This is a genomic window from Kitasatospora sp. NPDC015121, assembly GCF_055562955.1.
On sequence record NZ_JBVHEH010000018.1, the window covers coordinates 105,118 to 122,378 of the forward strand.

The 17,261-nt window shown below is 69.0% G+C and carries 15 protein-coding genes and 2 pseudogenes; 11 read left to right on the forward strand and 6 right to left on the reverse strand.

Translation table 11 applies throughout. From position 1 onward, the window contains the following. Positions 1 to 972: 972 nt before the first annotated feature. The 3 genes from ACZ3J7_RS26500 (at position 973) to ACZ3J7_RS26510 (ending at position 4,862) form a co-directional block, all read left to right on the forward strand. Complete coding sequence (locus ACZ3J7_RS26500) at positions 973 to 2,106, forward strand: hypothetical protein (protein WP_465625411.1); 1,134 nt, start codon at positions 973 to 975, stop codon at positions 2,104 to 2,106. Between the two features lie 301 nt (positions 2,107 to 2,407). Then, a complete protein-coding gene (locus tag ACZ3J7_RS26505) occupies positions 2,408 to 2,947 on the forward strand; it encodes a hypothetical protein (protein ID WP_465625412.1) in 540 nt (179 codons plus the stop codon). A 460-nt stretch (positions 2,948 to 3,407) separates the two neighbouring features. Then, complete coding sequence (locus ACZ3J7_RS26510; RefSeq protein WP_465625414.1) at positions 3,408 to 4,862, forward strand: PP2C family protein-serine/threonine phosphatase; 1,455 nt, start codon at positions 3,408 to 3,410, stop codon at positions 4,860 to 4,862. Positions 4,863 to 5,108: 246 nt separating this feature from the next. Here the strand turns inward: ACZ3J7_RS26510 and ACZ3J7_RS26515 are convergent. Further along, positions 5,109 to 5,364 (reverse strand): annotated as a pseudogene (locus ACZ3J7_RS26515) (transposase); the annotation flags it as partial. 42 nt (positions 5,365 to 5,406) lie between these two features. Here ACZ3J7_RS26515 and ACZ3J7_RS26520 point away from each other — a divergent pair. The 6 genes from ACZ3J7_RS26520 (at position 5,407) to ACZ3J7_RS26545 (ending at position 11,907) form a co-directional block, all read left to right on the forward strand. Then, on the forward strand, positions 5,407 to 5,805 hold the full coding sequence (locus tag ACZ3J7_RS26520; RefSeq protein ID WP_465625416.1) for an SDR family NAD(P)-dependent oxidoreductase: 399 nt from the start codon (positions 5,407 to 5,409) through the stop codon (positions 5,803 to 5,805). 619 nt (positions 5,806 to 6,424) lie between these two features. Continuing rightward, entirely contained in the window at positions 6,425 to 7,708 is a 1,284-nt protein-coding gene (locus ACZ3J7_RS26525) for a M20 metallopeptidase family protein (RefSeq protein WP_465625418.1), read from the forward strand. Positions 7,709 to 8,083: 375 nt separating this feature from the next. Then, the gene (locus ACZ3J7_RS26530) at positions 8,084 to 8,767 is read left to right on the forward strand and encodes a trimeric intracellular cation channel family protein (protein WP_465625420.1); all 684 of its coding nucleotides are present in this window, start codon (positions 8,084 to 8,086) and stop codon (positions 8,765 to 8,767) included. Positions 8,768 to 8,921: 154 nt separating this feature from the next. After that, on the forward strand, positions 8,922 to 10,154 hold the full coding sequence (locus ACZ3J7_RS26535; RefSeq protein WP_465625422.1) for a metal-dependent hydrolase family protein: 1,233 nt from the start codon (positions 8,922 to 8,924) through the stop codon (positions 10,152 to 10,154). Between the two features lie 462 nt (positions 10,155 to 10,616). Beyond that, positions 10,617 to 11,375, forward strand: a complete 759-nt coding sequence (locus tag ACZ3J7_RS26540) for an MBL fold metallo-hydrolase (RefSeq protein ID WP_465625424.1) — start codon at positions 10,617 to 10,619, stop codon at positions 11,373 to 11,375. Between the two features lie 40 nt (positions 11,376 to 11,415). Continuing rightward, positions 11,416 to 11,907, forward strand: a complete 492-nt coding sequence (locus ACZ3J7_RS26545) for a carboxymuconolactone decarboxylase family protein (protein WP_465625426.1) — start codon at positions 11,416 to 11,418, stop codon at positions 11,905 to 11,907. A 191-nt stretch (positions 11,908 to 12,098) separates the two neighbouring features. On the opposite strand, the gene ACZ3J7_RS26550 is transcribed toward ACZ3J7_RS26545, so the two are convergent. The 4 genes from ACZ3J7_RS26550 to ACZ3J7_RS26565 form a co-directional block, all read right to left on the reverse strand. Further along, positions 12,099 to 12,916, reverse strand: a protein-coding gene (locus ACZ3J7_RS26550) for an IS5 family transposase (protein ID WP_465625428.1) whose coding sequence is annotated in 2 segments (ribosomal slippage) — positions 12,099 to 12,559 and positions 12,559 to 12,916 — 819 coding nt in all. Because the reading frame shifts where the segments join, the coding sequence is not laid out codon by codon here. 104 nt (positions 12,917 to 13,020) lie between these two features. Then, positions 13,021 to 14,388, reverse strand: a complete 1,368-nt coding sequence (locus ACZ3J7_RS26555) for an AlbA family DNA-binding domain-containing protein (RefSeq protein WP_465625429.1) — start codon at positions 14,386 to 14,388, stop codon at positions 13,021 to 13,023. A 227-nt stretch (positions 14,389 to 14,615) separates the two neighbouring features. Further along, positions 14,616 to 14,951: a hypothetical protein gene (locus ACZ3J7_RS26560; RefSeq protein ID WP_465625431.1), complete on the reverse strand. Its 336-nt coding sequence runs from the start codon at positions 14,949 to 14,951 to the stop codon at positions 14,616 to 14,618. Between the two features lie 190 nt (positions 14,952 to 15,141). Then, positions 15,142 to 15,381, reverse strand: coding sequence for a hypothetical protein (locus ACZ3J7_RS26565; RefSeq protein WP_465625433.1), 240 nt, complete (start codon positions 15,379 to 15,381; stop codon positions 15,142 to 15,144). Positions 15,382 to 15,537: 156 nt separating this feature from the next. On the opposite strand from ACZ3J7_RS26565, the gene ACZ3J7_RS26570 reads away from it, so the two are divergent. Continuing rightward, positions 15,538 to 15,726 carry a helix-turn-helix transcriptional regulator gene (locus ACZ3J7_RS26570; protein ID WP_465625435.1) on the forward strand — a complete coding sequence of 63 codons (189 nt, stop codon included), beginning with the start codon at positions 15,538 to 15,540 and terminating at the stop codon, positions 15,724 to 15,726. 53 nt (positions 15,727 to 15,779) lie between these two features. Here the strand turns inward: ACZ3J7_RS26570 and ACZ3J7_RS26575 are convergent, their stop codons facing one another. Further along, positions 15,780 to 16,934, reverse strand: coding sequence for a tyrosine-type recombinase/integrase (locus ACZ3J7_RS26575; protein ID WP_465625437.1), 1,155 nt, complete (start codon positions 16,932 to 16,934; stop codon positions 15,780 to 15,782). Between the two features lie 93 nt (positions 16,935 to 17,027). On the opposite strand from ACZ3J7_RS26575, the pseudogene ACZ3J7_RS26580 reads away from it, so the two are divergent. Continuing rightward, positions 17,028 to 17,192, forward strand: a pseudogene (locus ACZ3J7_RS26580) (pirin family protein); the annotation flags it as partial. Positions 17,193 to 17,261: the final 69 nt, after the last annotated feature.

Consider the following 17,261-nt stretch of genomic DNA (forward strand, 5'->3'; position numbering starts at 1 on the left):
CATTGCGCCCCCTTTCGGCCAATCGGAAATTTAGGAATCACCCGCTCGCGACTGGGTGAAAAATGCTGCGCACGAAGCGGCTGGATTTGGGTATTCCAATTTCAAAGCCTGCGGATCCGCCATTCGAGTCGAGGGTGAGGGGATGGTTCAAGCACTCGATTGGGAGTCATGAAATCTTTCCGTACAGATGCCTGCCAGTGTGCCCGCCGAGCGGCTCCACTTCTACGTGATCCAGGACTTTCGGCGTTGAAAACGGCGCCGCGCTGAAAACTAGGCCGACTGCCCCCGCGGCCCGCGCCGGGGCGCGGCAAGAGTTGCCGCCCGGCGGTGGAGCGTGTCCCAGGGGATTGCCTTGCCGCACGCCTTCCCGCGCAGGCGACCCGCCCCGCCGAGGGCCGGCGACTTGCCTGCGGGTGACGGCCCGGACGCCGTCGAGCAGGTGGTCGTGCCGGCTGCTGTGCCGCGTGAGGGCGCGCCGGTTCCCCGGGTTCGTGGCACGCTTGCCGCGCTCGTGACCGAGGCGTTGTCAGCGGGTCCGGCCGGAGCCGAAGACCGGCTCGACGCCGCCAGGTGATGCCCTTGTACGGCGCCAACGCATTCCCTTGCGTCCTCAACCGCTTGCGCGCCTGATACCGCCCTGGAGTCGGTCGCGGCGGGCCGGAGGCGGCGACTCGATCCTCGCCCGCGGATTGTCGTCCGCCCCTGCGGCTTCTTGACCGCGCCGTCTCGCGCCGAGGAGCAGTCGCATCGGTGATGCCACGGCCCCTTGAGGAATTTTATCGGAAAAAATCACATGGCCAGAAAGTTTCCCCGGCGGACCGTGCAGACTTGAGAAAATCCCAAAAAATGCAAAGTAATCACCCGGGGGGAATCATGTATCCGAGAGAGATTCTGGCAATCCGCTCCGCGTCCGGCTCCGAAGCGCGGGTACCACACTTCTATTCGTCGTCATGCCGCTAGGAGGCGGAAAAAATGGTCGGTCGGACTTCGATCACGGAAGAGTTCACAGCTGCACTGCCCCTCGGCGATAAGGCCCTGGTCCTGTCGAGCTTCTGGCATCCTGAGAGAGGCTTGGTCTCCTGCCCGGCCGCCCCGCTGCTGGCGGCGTGGCTGCGACGCCGCCAAGTCGTCACATCCACGGACTCGCTGCCGGCTGCCACTGCCCTGCGCAGGACACGGGACGGCGAATCCAACCTGATTGCCACCACTTTCCTCTCCGCCGACGGCTCGGCCATCGGCCTGGCGGTGGCCGCGAACGAAAAAATGCTGCCCCGCGCACGCGTCGCCGTCACCGCGTGGTCCGCCACGCTGCGCACACGGCGAGTGCTCCTGCCGGTCGCCGCCGAACCCTGCGGATCCTTCAACCAGCTTGTCGCACAGCTCCCCCGGGCGCGCGCCGCCGCCCGACTCGGCGACGACTGCCCGCACGTGCGGCACGCGTCCGACGCCGTCCGGCAGTTCCACGAACGAGGAGACGAGGTCCTCCTGGTCGGCCCGGGCCCCCAGCCACCAGGTGCCGTGGAAGCCCCCAGCGTCCGTACTGTCGCGGTGCCCTCTTCCGTGGCTGCCCGGACCCTGCGGGTGGCCGATCCGAACGCGCTCTCCTTCGTCCTGCGCCCGTGCACCCCGGTCGAGGACGCGGCCGAGATCCTCACCATCCTGCGCGATCGCTTTCCCCGACTGCGCGGGCAGCACCCCGAGCAGTGGTGCCACCGCACCTCCGCCATCCGCTGGGCGCACCGGGCGGTCGCCGCGGCGAGCGACCTGACCCTCCTGCTCGGCGGTGCCGAAACAGAGCTCCTTGCCTCGGAAAAGGGTCCCGTGCGCCGGATCGACGGCCTCGTCGACCTACGTCCGGTCGAGCTGGCCGCTGCCGCGACCATCGGCCTGATCCCAGCCGGACCCCGGAACGGCGCGAAGGACTCGCTGCTGGACGACGTCCTGCGGGCGCTCACCGGACTGGGCCCGCTCAGCATCGTCGAGCACCGGGTCCACAGCGAGGCCGTCCCCACCCCGACAGCCCCGCACTCCGGCTTCCCCACACCGGCGTCCGATGAAGCATCGACTGGGCGTGCGTCCGGTCACGACCCCCGGCATCCCAGCTGATCGCGCGCTCGTGAAACGCCGTCACAGACGGCGTTTCACGAAGCCCGTGCGGAGCGTCCGCACCAGGCCGTGTCGTACGGCGAGAGCCGATGTGTTGAAAATGGCAGCCCGCTGAAACCGCCGCTCACCCAACCCGCCCGCCCCCGCACCTGGTCACCGCCGTGACCAGTGGCAACCTCCGGTCCTCGACACTGCCCGCTGCCGAGCGTGCCCGCCTGACATCGCGGAGCCGGCCGTGGCACCATGCCGCCGGGAAGCCGGTGAAGAGGCCCGCGTGCCCGTACGTGGAGGGAGGACGTCCATGACACCGCCGCGCCGTCCGAACGATTCGCTGCGGGCCCTGCTGACAGAGGCCGACTGGAGCGCCGCCGAGTTGGCCAACGAGGTCAACCGGGCCGGACGGGAGGCCGGAACCCCCCTGACCTTCGACCGTTCGACCGTCGCGCACTGGCTCTACGGCACCCGACCGCGCGGCAGCACGCCCCAGCTGATCGCCGAAGCCCTCTCACGCCGACTGGGCCGAACCGTCACCCCCGCTGAAGCGGGCATAGCCGCCGCCGCGCCCGCCGCACCGACCCGGCCCACCGCCCCGGACGAGGCGGTCGACCTGACGCTGCGCCAGCTCGCCGGCCCGGGAGGGAAGACGGGACAGCGCTCCGAGGAACTCGCCGCCTACTCCATCGCCCTCCTCGACCTGCCGGCACTCAACGCCACCGAACGAACCGGCCGCCCGGACCTCCCGCACCTCCCGGGACCACGGACGCCGGCCCCGGGGCGCGCCGGCCGGACACCGCACCGCGCAGTGGACCGGTACGACATCGAGGCGGCGAAGACCCTGTAGGACTCGCTGCTCTTGTCGTAGATCGTTCCGTCCGGTGCGCACTCGTTCCGGTAGACCTACGGCACCGCCGCGCCCAGGAGCAGGGTGACACCTTCGTCGCCCGCCGGCCCTCACCACCAGCAGCAGATCAGCGTCGGCCGCGAGGTACCGGAGCTGTCAGCCGATCGCCTTCATCTCCTGGCGCAGTTCCTTGATGCGGAACACCGTCCGCGCCGGTAGCAGGTGCAGCTCGCGCATGCTGAGCCCCGGCAGCACCGTCCAACCGATCTCCTCCCCGGTGATGGTCGGAAGCGGAGCCGGTGATCTGCTGCCAGCGCGCGGTGGCGTTCGCCCGGGACGGCACAGCCCTTTGTCCCGGGTTCTGGGGGCACCAACAGGCACACTGGGCAGGAGAGGGCACTGCGTTGGGTGCGGGTGACCAGGGGGCACGGACGGACGAGGTAGAGACGGAGGTGTCGAAGTGCTGCCCCGGTCGCTGGTGCCGCGCTCGGCACGCGCGGTGATGCTGCTGAGCGTGCTGGTCGCCCTCATCCTGGTGGCGGTGGACGTGCTGATCGCCTCCCGGGTGCGTACCGGGCTGTCGAGTGAAGCAGACCGGGCCACCACGGCCGCGCACAGCGTCGGGCGCATGTTCACCGTTGTCCACGCCGCCCAGGAGGACGGCCGCGCCGCCCCAGGCGGCGCGGAGACGCCGGTGCCCGCCAAGTACGCCGCCCCGGCCCGCGCGCTGGCCCAATCCATCACGTCCGATTCCCGCGCCCTGGGCCTGCACCAGCAGGCCCTCGCGCTGGACACCGCGCTGGAGTCCTGGCTCACCGCTCCGGCCGGCGGCCTGCACCCCGTCCTCGCCGCCGCCGACGCGCTGGTCGCGAGCCTCGACCGGCACCGCGCCGTCGACCGTGAACGCGCCGTGCACGCCCAGGAGACCCTGTTCATCCTGCACTGCGCCTGCATGCTGGCCTTGCTGATCATCCTGGGCGCCGTCTCCTACACACTGTGGCGGCGCATCGTGCGCCCGCTCGCCGACCTGGAGGGCCACCTCGCCCGCACCCGGGCCGGCACCCTCGGGGCCGGACCCGCCGCTCCGGCAGACGAGCCGTGGCTGCGCGGAGTATGGGGCGAAGCGGAACGCACCCTGCTGCTGCTCCAGGAGTCCCGGCACCGGGCGGTCAAGGCCGACGAGGCGCTGCGCACCGACGCCGCCACCACCTACGGCCTGCACCGCATCCTCGCCGCCCAGGACCACCCAGGTCCCGGCGTCACCGCCCGCGGCACCGTCCTGGCCGCCGAGGGCGTCATCTCCGGCGACTTCATCGAGACCCTCTCCCTGCCCGACGGCACCACGGCCCTCGTCCAAGGAGACGTCTCGGGCCACGGCGTCGAGGCCGGACTACTGGCCGCGCAGGTCAAGAGCGCCGTCGTCGCCGCCCTGCGCCTGGGCCGCGCCCCCCAGAGCGCCGCGGCTGCGGCCTGGTCCCTCCTCACCCACGAGGACGAACGCTTCACCACCCTGCTCGTCGCCGTCCTCGACCCCACCGCTCACCGCCTGACCTGGCTCAACGCCGGCCACGAAATCGCCCTGCTGCGCCGCGCCGACGCCGCCGTGCTCGCGCTGGAGACCACCGGTCCCGTCATCGGCTCCTTCATCCTCGACCCCCACGGGGCCTGGGAGGTGCGGGAGAGCGCCTTCGAACCCGGCGATCTGCTCGTGCTGGCCACCGACGGCCTGACCGAGGCCCGCAACAGCACGGGCGCGATGCTCGGCCGCGACGCCGTCACCTGCCTCGTCGCCCGTGCCGGGACGGACCCTGGAGAGAGTGTGCAGGCCCTCTACCGGGCGGTTGCCGAGCACGGCGCCGACTGGGAGCGCGACGACGTCACCGTCCTGGCCGCCGCCCTCACCCCCGGCACTTGAACGGCCGCCCGCACTCCGTGACGCCCCGCCTTCAGTCCTATGACCGGTCGGCGGGGCATCACGGTGGGGCGTGAGGGCCCTGCGGGCCGAATGGAGATGTCGCAGTCCTCACCGGCTCAAAAGGCCCTCACTCATTTCAAGATCACCCCACCGTGAACCCCGCCACCGACCTCCGTGGTCAGTACAGGTCGGCCCGTCGCGGGCGAGGGCGGTTTCTTACTCAGATTGAACTCGCGATGTCGGTTGTCACGGTGGGGCAAGGGCTAACCCGGTTCCAGTCAGGCAACCGTCGATGAGGTGCGGGCGGTACTGGATCTTCCGCAACCTTCGTCTGACCGTCCGCACCAGGTGCTCCGGGTCGGCGAACGCGACATTGGCCAGGAATCCCCGCCGCAGTAACGATCCAGATCCCCTCGACCGGGTTGAGGTCGGGTGCGTACGGAGGCAGCTGGTAGACGGTGAGCCAGTCCTGGGCGGCCATGAACTCCTTCATGCCGGCGGCCAGGCCTTCGGCCGACACATGGTGGGATGCGGCCATGGCTCGGTGATCAACTTGGCGTCGATCGTCGGCACCACCGGCTTCCCCTTCGCCTCCCACTACGCGGCCACCAAAGCCGCCATCATCTCGCTCTCCCAGTCGTTCTCCGCCGAATGGGCTGCCTCCGGCGTCCGGGTCAACGCACTGCTCCCGGGCTGGCACCGCACAGAACTCACCGGGATCCTCCATGCCGACCCGGAGATCTCCGCCAGCATCGTGGACCAGATCCCACTGGGCCGCTGGGGACAGTCCCAGGACATCGTCGGCGCGGCTCTCTTCCTGGCCGGCGACGCCTCCTCCTTCGTCACGGGCAGCCAACTCACGGTTGACGGCGGGCAGAGCGCCTACATGGGCGGCCGCACCGCCATCGACCTGCTCTCCCTCGGCCGGGTCTCCAGCTCCTGACGCCTGCTCAGCTCGACGTGCTGCCAACGCGCATCGGTAAATTCTGCAACACAGCAGGTACCGGTAGAAGGGCGGACTTCACTTCCGGCCACCGGCCGCTTCCGACGGACCTGGTCAGCGGCCGCCCGCTGGTAGACAGTGAGCCTGCCACCGTCAAAGTTCTCGGGGCCTAGGTATACCGGCCCGCCCGGTCAGCGGCACATCGCCGACGCGTGGCACCACAAATCTGCAGCCGAGCTAGGACGGCCGCGACGAATCGCAAGGAGGCAGCTGGCGAGGAGGTGGTGCCGCCCTCTCCAGTAAGGCGTGAATGACCAGGAAGCCTCAGTGACAACTTCGACACGGCGGCCGCAACCCGCATGCCGCTCATGGCCGCGCTACGCCTGTCCTCCCTTCTCCTTCGTATCTGCTGCTTGATGCCAGTACGGGATTGGAGAGCCTGCGGCCGCACACCAGAACCGGCACGGACCCGAGGCAGGCCCTCGGGCCCGTACCGGAGCAACAGGCTCACCGAAGCCTCAGACCGCCCTCCGTGCCCCGATTGCCACGGTCTGCACGACGGTGTCCCAGCCCGGCGACTAGCGTTCGGCTCATACCCTCCCGAGCCCCGGAGTCCTCCATGACCGATCCGGTGTACGCCGAAATCGACCGCCGCAGTACCGAGATCGCCCCGCAGGTGGTGGCCTGGCGCCACCACCTGCACCAAAACCCCGAGCTCTCCAACCGCGAGAGCGCCACCGCCCAGTACGTCGCTGACCACCTGCGCTCGCTGGGCCTGGACGAGGTCCGCACCGGCATCACAGGCCACGGCATGGTCGGCGTCCTGCGCGGGGGCCAGCCGGGGGATAGGGTGGTCGCGCTGCGGGCCGACATCGACGCCCTGCCTGTCCAGGACCTGTCCGGCGTGCCGTTCGCCTCCACGGTGGTGGACCGTGACTACCCCGGGGGACCCTTCCCCGTCGCGCACGCCTGCGGCCACGACTGCCACACCGCGATGCTGATGGGCGCTGCCACCGTTCTGGCGGAGGCGCGCGACCAGTTGGCGGGAACGGTGCTGTTCGTTTTCCAGCCCGCCGAGGAGGGCCCTCCGGTGGACGAGCAGGGCGGCGCACGGGCGATGGTCGACGCGGACGCCTTCGCCGATCCGACCCCCACCATGGCCTTCGGCGTGCACGTCGCACCACTGCCCAAGGGCCACGTCGGCTACCGGGTGGGCAATCAGTTCGGCGCCTCTTGCCTGGTGAAGACCGTCATCACCGGACAGCAGGTACACGGCTCCACCCCCTGGGAAGGCGTCGACCCGATGCCCGCCGCCGGCGCCCTGATCACAGGCATCGGCCAGCTCTACCGCCAGGTCCCCGCCTTCGACCCCGTCACCGTGACCATCGGCCACATCGAGGACGTCGGCCGCTTCAACATCATCGGCGAGAGCGTCACCCTCTGGGGCACCATCCGCTGCTCCGTCGAAGCCGACATGGCCGACGTGCAGAAACGACTGACCATCCTGGCCGAGCACACCGCCCAGGCTTACAACTGCACGGCCGCGGTCGACTTCCTCCAGGTCGTTCCCGCCGTGCACAACCTCCCCGAATGGGTCGACGCCGGCCTGCCCACCTTCCGCCGCGTCGTCGGCGACGACCACGTCACCAACACCCCTCCCACCCTCGGCTACGACGACGTCTCCGAACTGGTCAACAAGTACGGCGGTCTCTACGTCCTGCTCGGCGTCCAGGACGTCGAGTTCACCCCCGACGGCGCCACGCGTCCCACCCCCGGCGGGCGAGGCATCGCCTACAACCACAATCCACACTTCTACGCCGACGACGACACTCTCGTCACCGGAGTCCGCCTCCATGCCCACACCGCCTACGACCACCTGAACGGCACGCTGGTGCCCCGCTGACCGAAGCGCTGGTCGCGCGGCCCTGTGCAAGGACACCGCGCGACCGGCGATGCCCAAAGGGCCACGGGTAGGCGCCGCCGCCCTGTAGATCCGTAGTGACGGCAGTCGGCAGATGCCGCAAGCTCACCTGACGCCGCCCCGGGACGGCTCCCTCGACGTGTAAGGGCACGGATGTGCCTACAGCGGTGGAGCGTACGGGGCGAAGCGCGAATCGGCTGGCGGGCCACCGCCGCAGCCCGCCGCGCCGCGCCGCTTCCGGCCTCGTGAGGGGGGTCGACTTAGATTGGCGCTGGTACACCGCCGAGCGGCATCCAGGAGCACGAGCATGACCGAGCCAGCACGTCGTCGCATCCACCCGGTCCCGGGGGGCCGCCGGTGAGCGCCGCGGTCCTGGTCGCGGCGCCGGACGGGGCCGCGGTCATCGGCACGGCCCAGCAGGTCGCCGACCTGGTGGCGACCTTCGCCTTCGGCGTATCCGGCGCCCTGCTGGCCGTCCGCAAGGGCTACGACTTCACCGGCCTGACCGTCCTGGCCTTCGCGACGGCGTTCGGCGGCGGCGTCATCCGGGACGTGATCATCAACAAGGGGGTCCCCGTCGCCTTCGTCGACCTGCACTACGTGTGGGTATCCCTGGCCGCCGCCGTGATCATCTTCCTCATCGATCCCCCCGCCCGCCTCACCCACTGGCCGCTGAACGTCGTCGACGCCGTCGGTCTGGCCCTGTTCTGCGTCACCGGCACCCTCACCGCCTACCGCAACGGCCTGGGCGCGGTCTCCTCCGCGCTGCTGGGCATCATCACCGGCACCGGCGGCGGCGTCGTGCGCGACCTGCTCGCCGGACGCACCCCCCTGATCCTGCGCCCCGACGAGGACCTCTACGCCATCCCCGTGGCCATCGGCGCCACCATCAGCGCCCTGCTGCTGCACTTCGGCCGCTACACCGTCTTCACCGGCGGCATCGCGTTCCTCGTCGCCCTCTCGGTGCGCCTGCTGGCCATGCGCTTCCACTGGCACACCAGCGTCGCCTTCGCCAAGACCCTGCGCCGGCCCAAGCGGTAAACAGGAAGCTGTCGGAAGGGCCGTCCCATCGCAGCAGCCCGCAGGGCCTGGTCGCGGCGCCCGCGTCCTCCACCGATTGGACGCCCGCGCTGGCGGCCCGGCACCCGTGTGCGTAGCGTCACCGGGTGTCACCGAAGATTCCGAGGAGGACGGTGTGGTCACACTCCTGACGGGCGCCGAAGTGTGGGACGGGCTGGCCGACGCGCCCCTGGGCATCCGCGACGTCCTGGTGCGCGAGGGCCGGATCGCCGAGGTCGCCGAGAAGATCACCGCTCCGCAGGGGGCGGAGGTGATCGACCTGTCCGGGCACACGGTGACGCCGGGCTTCATGGACTGCCACACCCACGTCACCGTCCAGCCCGCGCTGCTCGTCCCGGCCCTGACCCAGTCGGAGGCCACGCACACGCTGCAGACCCTCCCGGTGCTGCAGACGATGCTCCTCAACGGGTTCACCACGATCCGCGACCTGATGGGCGCCGACCTGGGCTACACCACCGTCGCGCTGCGCGACGCGATCGCCGCGGGCCTGATCGAGGGCCCCCGCATGCTGGTGGCCCCCCACATGATCTCCGCCCGCGGCGGGCACGGCGACTTCAGCGCGGTCCTCGACAACCAGTTCCAGAACCACCCGAGGCTGCTGGAGATGTCCTGCGCCGACGGCTGCGACGAGATCCGCACCCGGGTGCGCACCGAGATCCGCGCCGGCGCGGACTGGATCAAGTTCGGCGCCTCCGGCGGGTTCTCCAGCCCCTCCGACGACCCGTCGCAGACCACCTACAGCCAGGAGGAGATGGACGCCCTGGTCGCCACCGCCCGCGACCTGGGCGTGCCCGCCACCCCCCACGGCTACGGCGACGAGTGCGTGCGCCGCGCGGTGAAGGCCGGGGTCCGCAGCGTCGACCACGGCAACCTCGCCACCCAGGACACCCTGCAGATGATGATCGACCACGGCGTGTTCCTGGTCCCCACCCAGTACACGATCCTGGACGACGCGCGCCGCGCCGACGACGACGCCTACTGGGCCGGCACCCCGCTCTACAAGCGCCGCAAGTTCCAGAAGTACCAGAAGGCGCTGCTCGACGGGGCGGAGGCGGTCGCCGCCAGCGACGTCAAGATCGTCTTCGGGACCGACGCCGGGATGTTCCCCCACGAGGAGAACTGGAAGGAGTTCCCGATGATGGTCTCCACCGGCATCACCCCGGCCCGCGCGCTCAAGGCCGCCACCAGCGTCGCCGCGGAACTCCTGCAACTCGACGACCTGGGCGTGCTCGCCCCCGGCAAGACCGCCGACATCATCGCCATGCCCGGCAACCCCTTCACCGACATCAACGTCACCGGCCAGGTCGACTTCGTCATGAAGGAAGGCACCGTCCACAAGCACCCCTGACACCCCGCCGGAAGTGCCCGGGTACGGCCCCGGCAGCACGCCGAACACCCCGGAAAGCCCCGTGCGGACTCCGCCCCGCCAGCCGGACGGAGCCTGCGGGGCGGAGTCCGGCGAGGCAGATGGTGGGGCGGGGCCGCAGCGGGCGTCCGGGCCGCGCCCCTGCACCAGGCCGCCGACGCGGACCTCCGCACCACAAGGCCCCGCCAGGAGCCCCGTGCGGGACCGAAGCGGCACACCGGCTCGCCCCCGTCGGGCCGGATTCCGAAAACCCGAACCGGTCGAAAGCTCCTTTTGCGGCTGCCCGGACAGTCCGCAAAACTGCTCGAAGGCCCTGCCGAGGAGGATCGGACGGGCTTTCCTTCGCGCCTTTCCCGCAAGAAGGAGAACAGAGAGAAAAGCAATCCCGCAGGCCGTATTCGATCGTCCGGCAGCCCTTCTGCATAAAATCGAGAGGTGGCAGTCATGGCCGAAGTGACCAAGGATGTTTTCTGCTTCGCTGGAACCGAAGTCAACTGGGTCCTGCTGAGGGAAGGGGACGATCTGACCCTCATCGACGGCGGATGGCCGGGCGACGTCGACGCGGTCGAGGAGTCCATCCGCTCGATCGGCCGCCGGCCCGAGGACGTACAGGCCATCCTCCTGACCCACGCCCACATCGACCACATGGGCGCGGTCGAGTCCTTCAACCGCCGCTTCGGCACCCCCGTCTACGCCGATGCGATCGAGGTCCACCACGCCCGCCGCGAATACCTCGAACAGGCCAGCGAGGAAAACGTGAGGCACGGCCCCATGCCGCAGACCATGCAGTGGGCGGAGAAGGTCCAGAAGGTCGGCGCGTCCCAAGACCTGAAAATCGAGGACGTCAAGCCCGTGGGCGAAGGGGCCCTGGACATGCCGGGCCGCCCGTTCGCCGTGTCCACCCACGGCCACACCTCCGGGCACGCCGCCTTCCACCTGCCCGACTCCAAGGCCGTGATCACCGGAGACGCCCTGGTCACCGGACACGCCGTCTCCACCCTGAAGGGCCCGCAGCCCTGCCCCTGGTTCTTCGCCCACTCGCTGGAGGACGCGCTGAAAGCGCTCGACACCCTCGAAGTCCTCGACGCCGAGTACATCCTGCCCGGCCACGGCGACCCGCTGCACATGCCCATCGCCCAAGCGGTCGGCATCGCCCGCGAAAACGCCCGAAAAGGCAACTACGTCAAATCGCAGGAGGGCTGAAACCACCATGGCGCGCATCGACCTCCCCACCCCGGAGAACATGTCCCCAGCCGAGAAGAAGGCCTACGACACGTTCCCCGCGAACCTCACCCGCGGCCTTCTGCGCATCACCCCCGAGGTCACCCAGGGCTACTTGTCGCTGGGAGGAGCTTTCCACGACTCCCCCCTGGACGAGAAAATCCGCGAGATGGTCACCCTGCGCATCGGCACCCTGAACAACAGCGCCTACGAGCGGATGCAGCACATCGACATCGCCCGCTCCGTCGGCATCACCGAAGCCGAGATCGACGCCGTCGAAGCAGGAAAGTACGAAACCCTGACCCCCGGCCAGGCGGCCGCACTACGCCTCACCGACGACCTGTACGACCACCCCAAGGCCGACGACAGCTTCGACCAGGCCGTCAAGGAACTGGGCACACAGGCCGCCGCCACCATCACCCTCCTAGCCGGCCACTACATCATGACCGCCCGCTTCCTCGAGACGCTCGACATCGACCTCGACAGCCAGGCCACGAGCTGGGACGGGCCCTGACCCCGGCCATCACCGTGGAACGAGCCGGTGCGCCCGATCGCCCCGGGGGGCGATCGGGCGCACCGGCCGTCTCAAAGCCCCTGCCAGCGCATGTGTCCGCCGGTCACGGTGAGGTGAGAGCGGTCGGGGCCGACCCGCCATGAACACAGCGAATCTCCGGTCGAACGCGGTGGCCCGCCTAAGACCGTGTCCTATGTGGTGGGGCGGATCAGGCGTTTGTAGCAGCAGAGCGTGGCGGCGAGGCCGAGGAAGGCCAGGTAGTTGCGGGGATCGCGTTCGTAGCGGTGGTGGAGTCGGTGGTAGCCGGTCAGCCAGGACATCGTCCGCTCGATGACCCATCTGCGGCGTCCGAGGCGCTCGCTGGACTCGATGCCCTTGCGGGCGATGCGGACGCCGATCCGCTTACCGCGCAGCCATTTCCGCAGATGAGGGACGGCGTAGGCCTTGTCTGCGTGCAGGCGGCCGGGCTTGCGGTAGCGCTCGCCCCAGGTGTCCTGTCTCATCAGGCAGGCCTCGACCATGGGCTTCAGCGCTTTGCTGTCGTGGGTGTTGCCCGCGGTGACGGCGACGACCAGGGGCAGTCCGCCCGCATCCGACAGGACGTGCATCTTGGAACCCGGCTTGCCCCGGTCCACGGGGCTCGGACCGGTGAGTCCGCCCCTTTTTTGGCCCTGACGTGGGCGGAGTCGAGGACGATGCGGGAGACGTCCAAGAGGCCGGCGTCGCCGAGGCGTTGCAGAACCGCCTCGTGCAGCCGGCCCCATACCCCGGCCCGCGACCAGATCAGGAAGCGGCGGTGGACGGTGGACTTGGAGACCCCGAAGCAGGGCGGCAGTGCACGCCAGGCGCACCCGCTGACCAGCACGTACACGATCGCCGCGAACAGCGTCTCGTCAGGCGTGTTCTGCGCCCCGCCGCCCTGAGGCCGCACCCGATCCGGCGGGATCAGCGGCCTCGCCAACTCCCACAACCCCTCCGGAACAATCCAACTCCACGTACCCCGCCCCATGCCCCGACCAACGAGCCACCACCACATAGGACACGGTCTTAGTGGGCAATCACACGACAGCTGCAGAGCCCGACGCGCAGCAGGCTGCGACCAATCGCCCCAGTTCAGCCGACCGCTACTCCGTTCCCCTCTGCCCACTTCTTGACGAACAGGTGGTGCGGAGCGTCCCAGGCTGCGAGGTTGATCGCCCCTTCGCGGCTGAGGTGGGGGGCCTCTGCTAGCCCGTAGTGCTGGAAGAGGTCTCCGAGCAGCAGGGAGGCCGCTTGGACCATGCCGGTACCACCTTCCGCGAGTTCGTCGAGCAAGGCGTGGGCTTCCCCGGTCGCGACTCGTCGGGCGGTGCTCCCCGCCGGTAGGAGTCTCCGCGAGGCAGTGTGGAGTCTGCCGAGACGAACCGGCTCAGACCGCTCCGGGAACGAAATAACGCTCATGGCGGGTCTGGTCCGGCTGACCAGCCGGGCCCGGATCGCTGCCGTGCCCGAGGTACCCGTGCGATTGACGGCATGCTCGGCCAAGTGCCGGAGCGCGGAGAGCACTACGGTGACGATCTCGTCGGTGTTCACTACGTGAGGTTGGTTCGGCAGGGCGGGGTAGGTGTCCAAGAACCATCCCCAGCCCGCGGATCCGTCGTGATGCAGTTCGACGGCCCGGCTCGTCGGCACTCCGTCCAGCAGAACGATCCTGCGTGGCCCCACTCGTGACTCGCTGAAAGCCGCGCTGTCGCGGCCAAGTACCGGCGTGGCCCGGAGTTCCTGTTCCGTGACGCCCCGGACGCTCCGGCTGTCGATGGCCATCTCTCCCGGTACGTCCGGCACCAGAGTGATCGCCAGGAGCGCCCATTCCGCACCGTGAGGCTCGCTGTAGCCCCTGAGTTCCTTCGCGGTCGCTTCGATGTCCTGGTCGACTTGCAAGATGCGGTCCGCCCGATCCGCCAGTTGCCGGAAGCGTCGGTGGTAGCCGGTGGCGACCTCGGATTCGGTCAGCCACCGGGTGGTGTCTCCGCTACGTTGCGGATAGGCGAGCCGGTGGTCCTGATTGTGCTCGATCACGGCGTGCGGAGCATCAGGGCTCCGCGGAACGACGATCAGGAGGATTCCCTGGGTCGACCCCGGCGTGTCCTCCTTGGCGATCAGTTCGATTCGGGGAGCGGGCCGGATATTGGAGGCGACGATCGCCCTGATCTGCCGGAGCCGGCCGTCGGTCAGCTCGACCGGCCGAACCGCTGTCGGAACGCGAGACCTCCGGTCATCAGCGAGGCCGAGTACGAGCACCCCGCCGACGGTGTTCGCCAGCGCTGCCACATCCTTGGCCAGTTCGGCCTTCCTGTCCTGCTCATAGTGGGTGGCCTTGTAGTCGAGGTCCTCGTCCTCGCACGCCTCCGGATTCCCGATCAAGGCCACCAAGTTCGCATAGGTGATCTGGTCGAGTGGCCCACCGAAGAGGGTTTCAAGACGACGGAATCGGACTGCCATGAGCTGACTCTAGCCCCGACCGCCGACAACTTTCCGGGTCCTCCCCGTACCGCTACATGCCTCACGATGGACCTGGCCCGGCGCCCACAACTTCTCGCCGACAGGTACTGACCAGCATGGCTGTCAAGGTTGTTGGAGTGAGTTCCAGGTGGCGGTGATCCCGTACTTGACGTCCAGGCGTAGACCCCGGCCCTTGCGAACAGCGATGTGGCGGATCATCTCCTTGATCATGGCGTTGCGCCGCGCCGGTGTGGCGTCGTCCCGGGCATCGAGGACCGCCCGGGGTGCCGCATCATCTCCGTCCGTGCCTCTTCCAACTCCATCAGTTCGGCCATGAGTTCGGCACGCTGCTTGTCGATGCGCTCCTGCTTTTGCCGCGCCGCCTCATAGTCGACCGCCCGTGCCGGCACGACGTTCGTGATCTCGTCCCCTTGGATGATCAGGTCCGCGAGCTCCGCCCGCAGCTCTTCTTCCCACCAGTCGGCGAGGTCGGCCCCCTCGGCGGCGACCGCGGCGGCGACGGCGCCCTGGGGTGCGTCAGCCTGCTCGCGAAGCCACGCCACCAGGCGGGTCTCGATGTGCTTCAGCTTGCCGTAGCCAGCCCCGGGGCAGTTGTCGAGTTCAGACTGGTTTCGGCACCGTCACGTCACGTCGCACGGTGCGGCCGCCTGCACATCTCGGGCCGACGCATCTTCTTCGCCCACAGCAGCAGTTGCATCCCGCCGCCTCAGTAGGGGCACCGCATCCGCCCGCTCACCGAGTACCGCAGGGCCGGTTGTTGATCGTTGCCCGTTTCGGCACCGTGCCGTGCCACTCCATGTGCCGGCCCCACAGGCGTTCAGCCGTGACGCAGTCGCCCGTCACCGGCTCGTACAGCCCCGGAAGATACAGGCCGAACGATTCCGGCCGTCTGCAGCGGTTGCGCCGCTTGCGCAGCACATCGTCCTTGTTCGGCGCCACCATACCCGCCAAGCCCTCAAGGCCGCGCAGCACGACATCAGTGGTGTCCTGACAGCGAAGCCCTGACAGACAACCGGCCCGATCCAGGCCCTCGGCTATCACCCAGCTGCCGGCACGGCCAAACCCCTACGAGAACGCGATCATCCAGGCTCGACCCCGCTCTGGAACATTGGAAGGCTAGTGGAAGCGATGGCTTCGCAGTTCATGGATGCCAGGCAGACGGCCGAGTATTTGAACGTCTCGCTGTCCTGGCTGTATCGGGAGGCAGCAGGCGTGGGCCTCATCCCCTACAGGTTCGGACGGGGCCGGAACGCCAAGATCCAGTTCAGGGTGTCCGAGGTGAACGCCTGGATCAAGCAGCAGCGCGTTCCTGAGTAACGGGCAGGAGTTCTGTCCGCCCTCCGAGAATGGCGGGCAGAACCCCTGCCGCTTCAGGCAACCAGGTCAAGGTTGAGAACCTGGGCGGCACGACTGATCGAGCCGGGCATCAGGTGGCGGTAGATCTTGAAGGTCACGTCGATGCTGCGGTGGCCCATCCACTCGGCGACGTCGGTGATCGGGATGTTGTGGGTGAGGCAGTTCGAGGCGAAGAAGTGCCGGAATCCGTACAGCACCATGCCCTCCGGCATCTCGAGTACCGCAGCAAGCTTGAGCCGCTGCCACTGGTTCTGCAGGTGGTACGTCGGCATCGGCTTGGACAGGTCCCGCGGGTGGCGGAGCAGATAGCCGTCGACCGTGCCGTAGGTGTCGGCGTACCACTCGATGGTGTCCTTCACCCGGGCCGGCAGCGGCACGTCGCGGTACTCCCCCGCCTTGCGGTGCTTGAGCGGCGCGTACTGACGGGTGGTCTGGTTGACCTGCTCGGTGATCCGGTAGACGTCGTCGGCGACGATGTTGCGGACGTTGACCGCCAGCGCCTCGCCGTTGCGCAGTCCGCAGCCGCTCATCAGGTCGGCGATCACTCGGAAGACGTCGTCACCAGCGAGGCGGAGGCCGGCCAGTTGCTCCGGTGACGGGATGACGGCGCGCTCGGGGTCGTACTGAGGCGGCACGACCCCCTCAATGGGGTTGTCGTCGTACAGCTCGAGGCGGTGAGCGTCCAACAGGATGGCGCGCAGTTTGTCGAAGACGTTCGCCTGGGTAGCCAGGCCGACGCCGTTGCGCTCCATGGTGGCGACGAAGGCGTCGACGACCTTGTGGTCGAAGGTGCCCATCCGGCGGCTGCCGAAGGCCGGCAGCAGGTGGTGCTCCAGCAGAGAGTCGAGGTGGCGCAGCGAAGCAGGGCCGAGGGCGCGCTGGGACTTGCGCCACTCCCCCACGTACTCGCGGAACGGCATCGGGGCGTACTTCTGGATCCGCTCGGCCTTGCGTTGGTTGTGCGGGTTGTACTTGCGCTCCTGGTAGATCTCGGCGAGCCGGGCCTTGGCCTTCTCCGAGGTGGTGAACCCGGACTCCTCGGTCTGGCGCCCGGCCGCGCTGCGGTACCGGATCGTGTACTCGTGCGGGCACCGCGGCCACCGGCTCTCGGGATGCTCGCACTCCTTGAAGAAGCTGCCCATGCCGCGGATGAGGTTGATCGTTGCCACTGCTGCTGACCCCCAGGCCGGTTTGCTGACCGTTTGCTGACCCTGGATGGTTGATCATGCCCCTGAGCTGGGAGGAAACGCCGATCACGTGATATGTGGTGGAACTTCATCGGCCGATCCAGCGAGGAGATCGCACAGGCACGGCTCGACTGGGAGCAGGCGGTCCGGTTCGGCGAAGTCCAGGGCTACCCGGGCGACCGACTGCCCGCCCCGGAGCTCCCGAACGTGACCCTCAAAGCGCGCGGAAACCGGCACTGACCTGCGAGAATCCATGGCCGGGGCGGTCACATCCGCAGGAGCGGGACTGCCGCTCCACGACCGCCTTCG

Excerpts from the sequence above, each read along its gene's own strand:
- ACZ3J7_RS26505 (WP_465625412.1), top strand. The coding sequence starts at position 2,408 with ATGACACCGCCGCGCCGTCCGAACGATTCGCTGCGGGCCCTGCTGACA.
- ACZ3J7_RS26570 (WP_465625435.1), top strand. The coding sequence starts at position 15,538 with ATGGCTTCGCAGTTCATGGATGCCAGGCAGACGGCCGAGTATTTGAAC.
- ACZ3J7_RS26500 (WP_465625411.1), top strand. The coding sequence starts at position 973 with ATGGTCGGTCGGACTTCGATCACGGAAGAGTTCACAGCTGCACTGCCC.
- ACZ3J7_RS26545 (WP_465625426.1), top strand. The coding sequence starts at position 11,416 with ATGTCCCCAGCCGAGAAGAAGGCCTACGACACGTTCCCCGCGAACCTC.
- ACZ3J7_RS26555 (WP_465625429.1), bottom strand. The coding sequence starts at position 14,388 with ATGGCAGTCCGATTCCGTCGTCTTGAAACCCTCTTCGGTGGGCCACTC.
- ACZ3J7_RS26540 (WP_465625424.1), top strand. The coding sequence starts at position 10,617 with ATGGCCGAAGTGACCAAGGATGTTTTCTGCTTCGCTGGAACCGAAGTC.
- ACZ3J7_RS26525 (WP_465625418.1), top strand. The coding sequence starts at position 6,425 with ATGACCGATCCGGTGTACGCCGAAATCGACCGCCGCAGTACCGAGATC.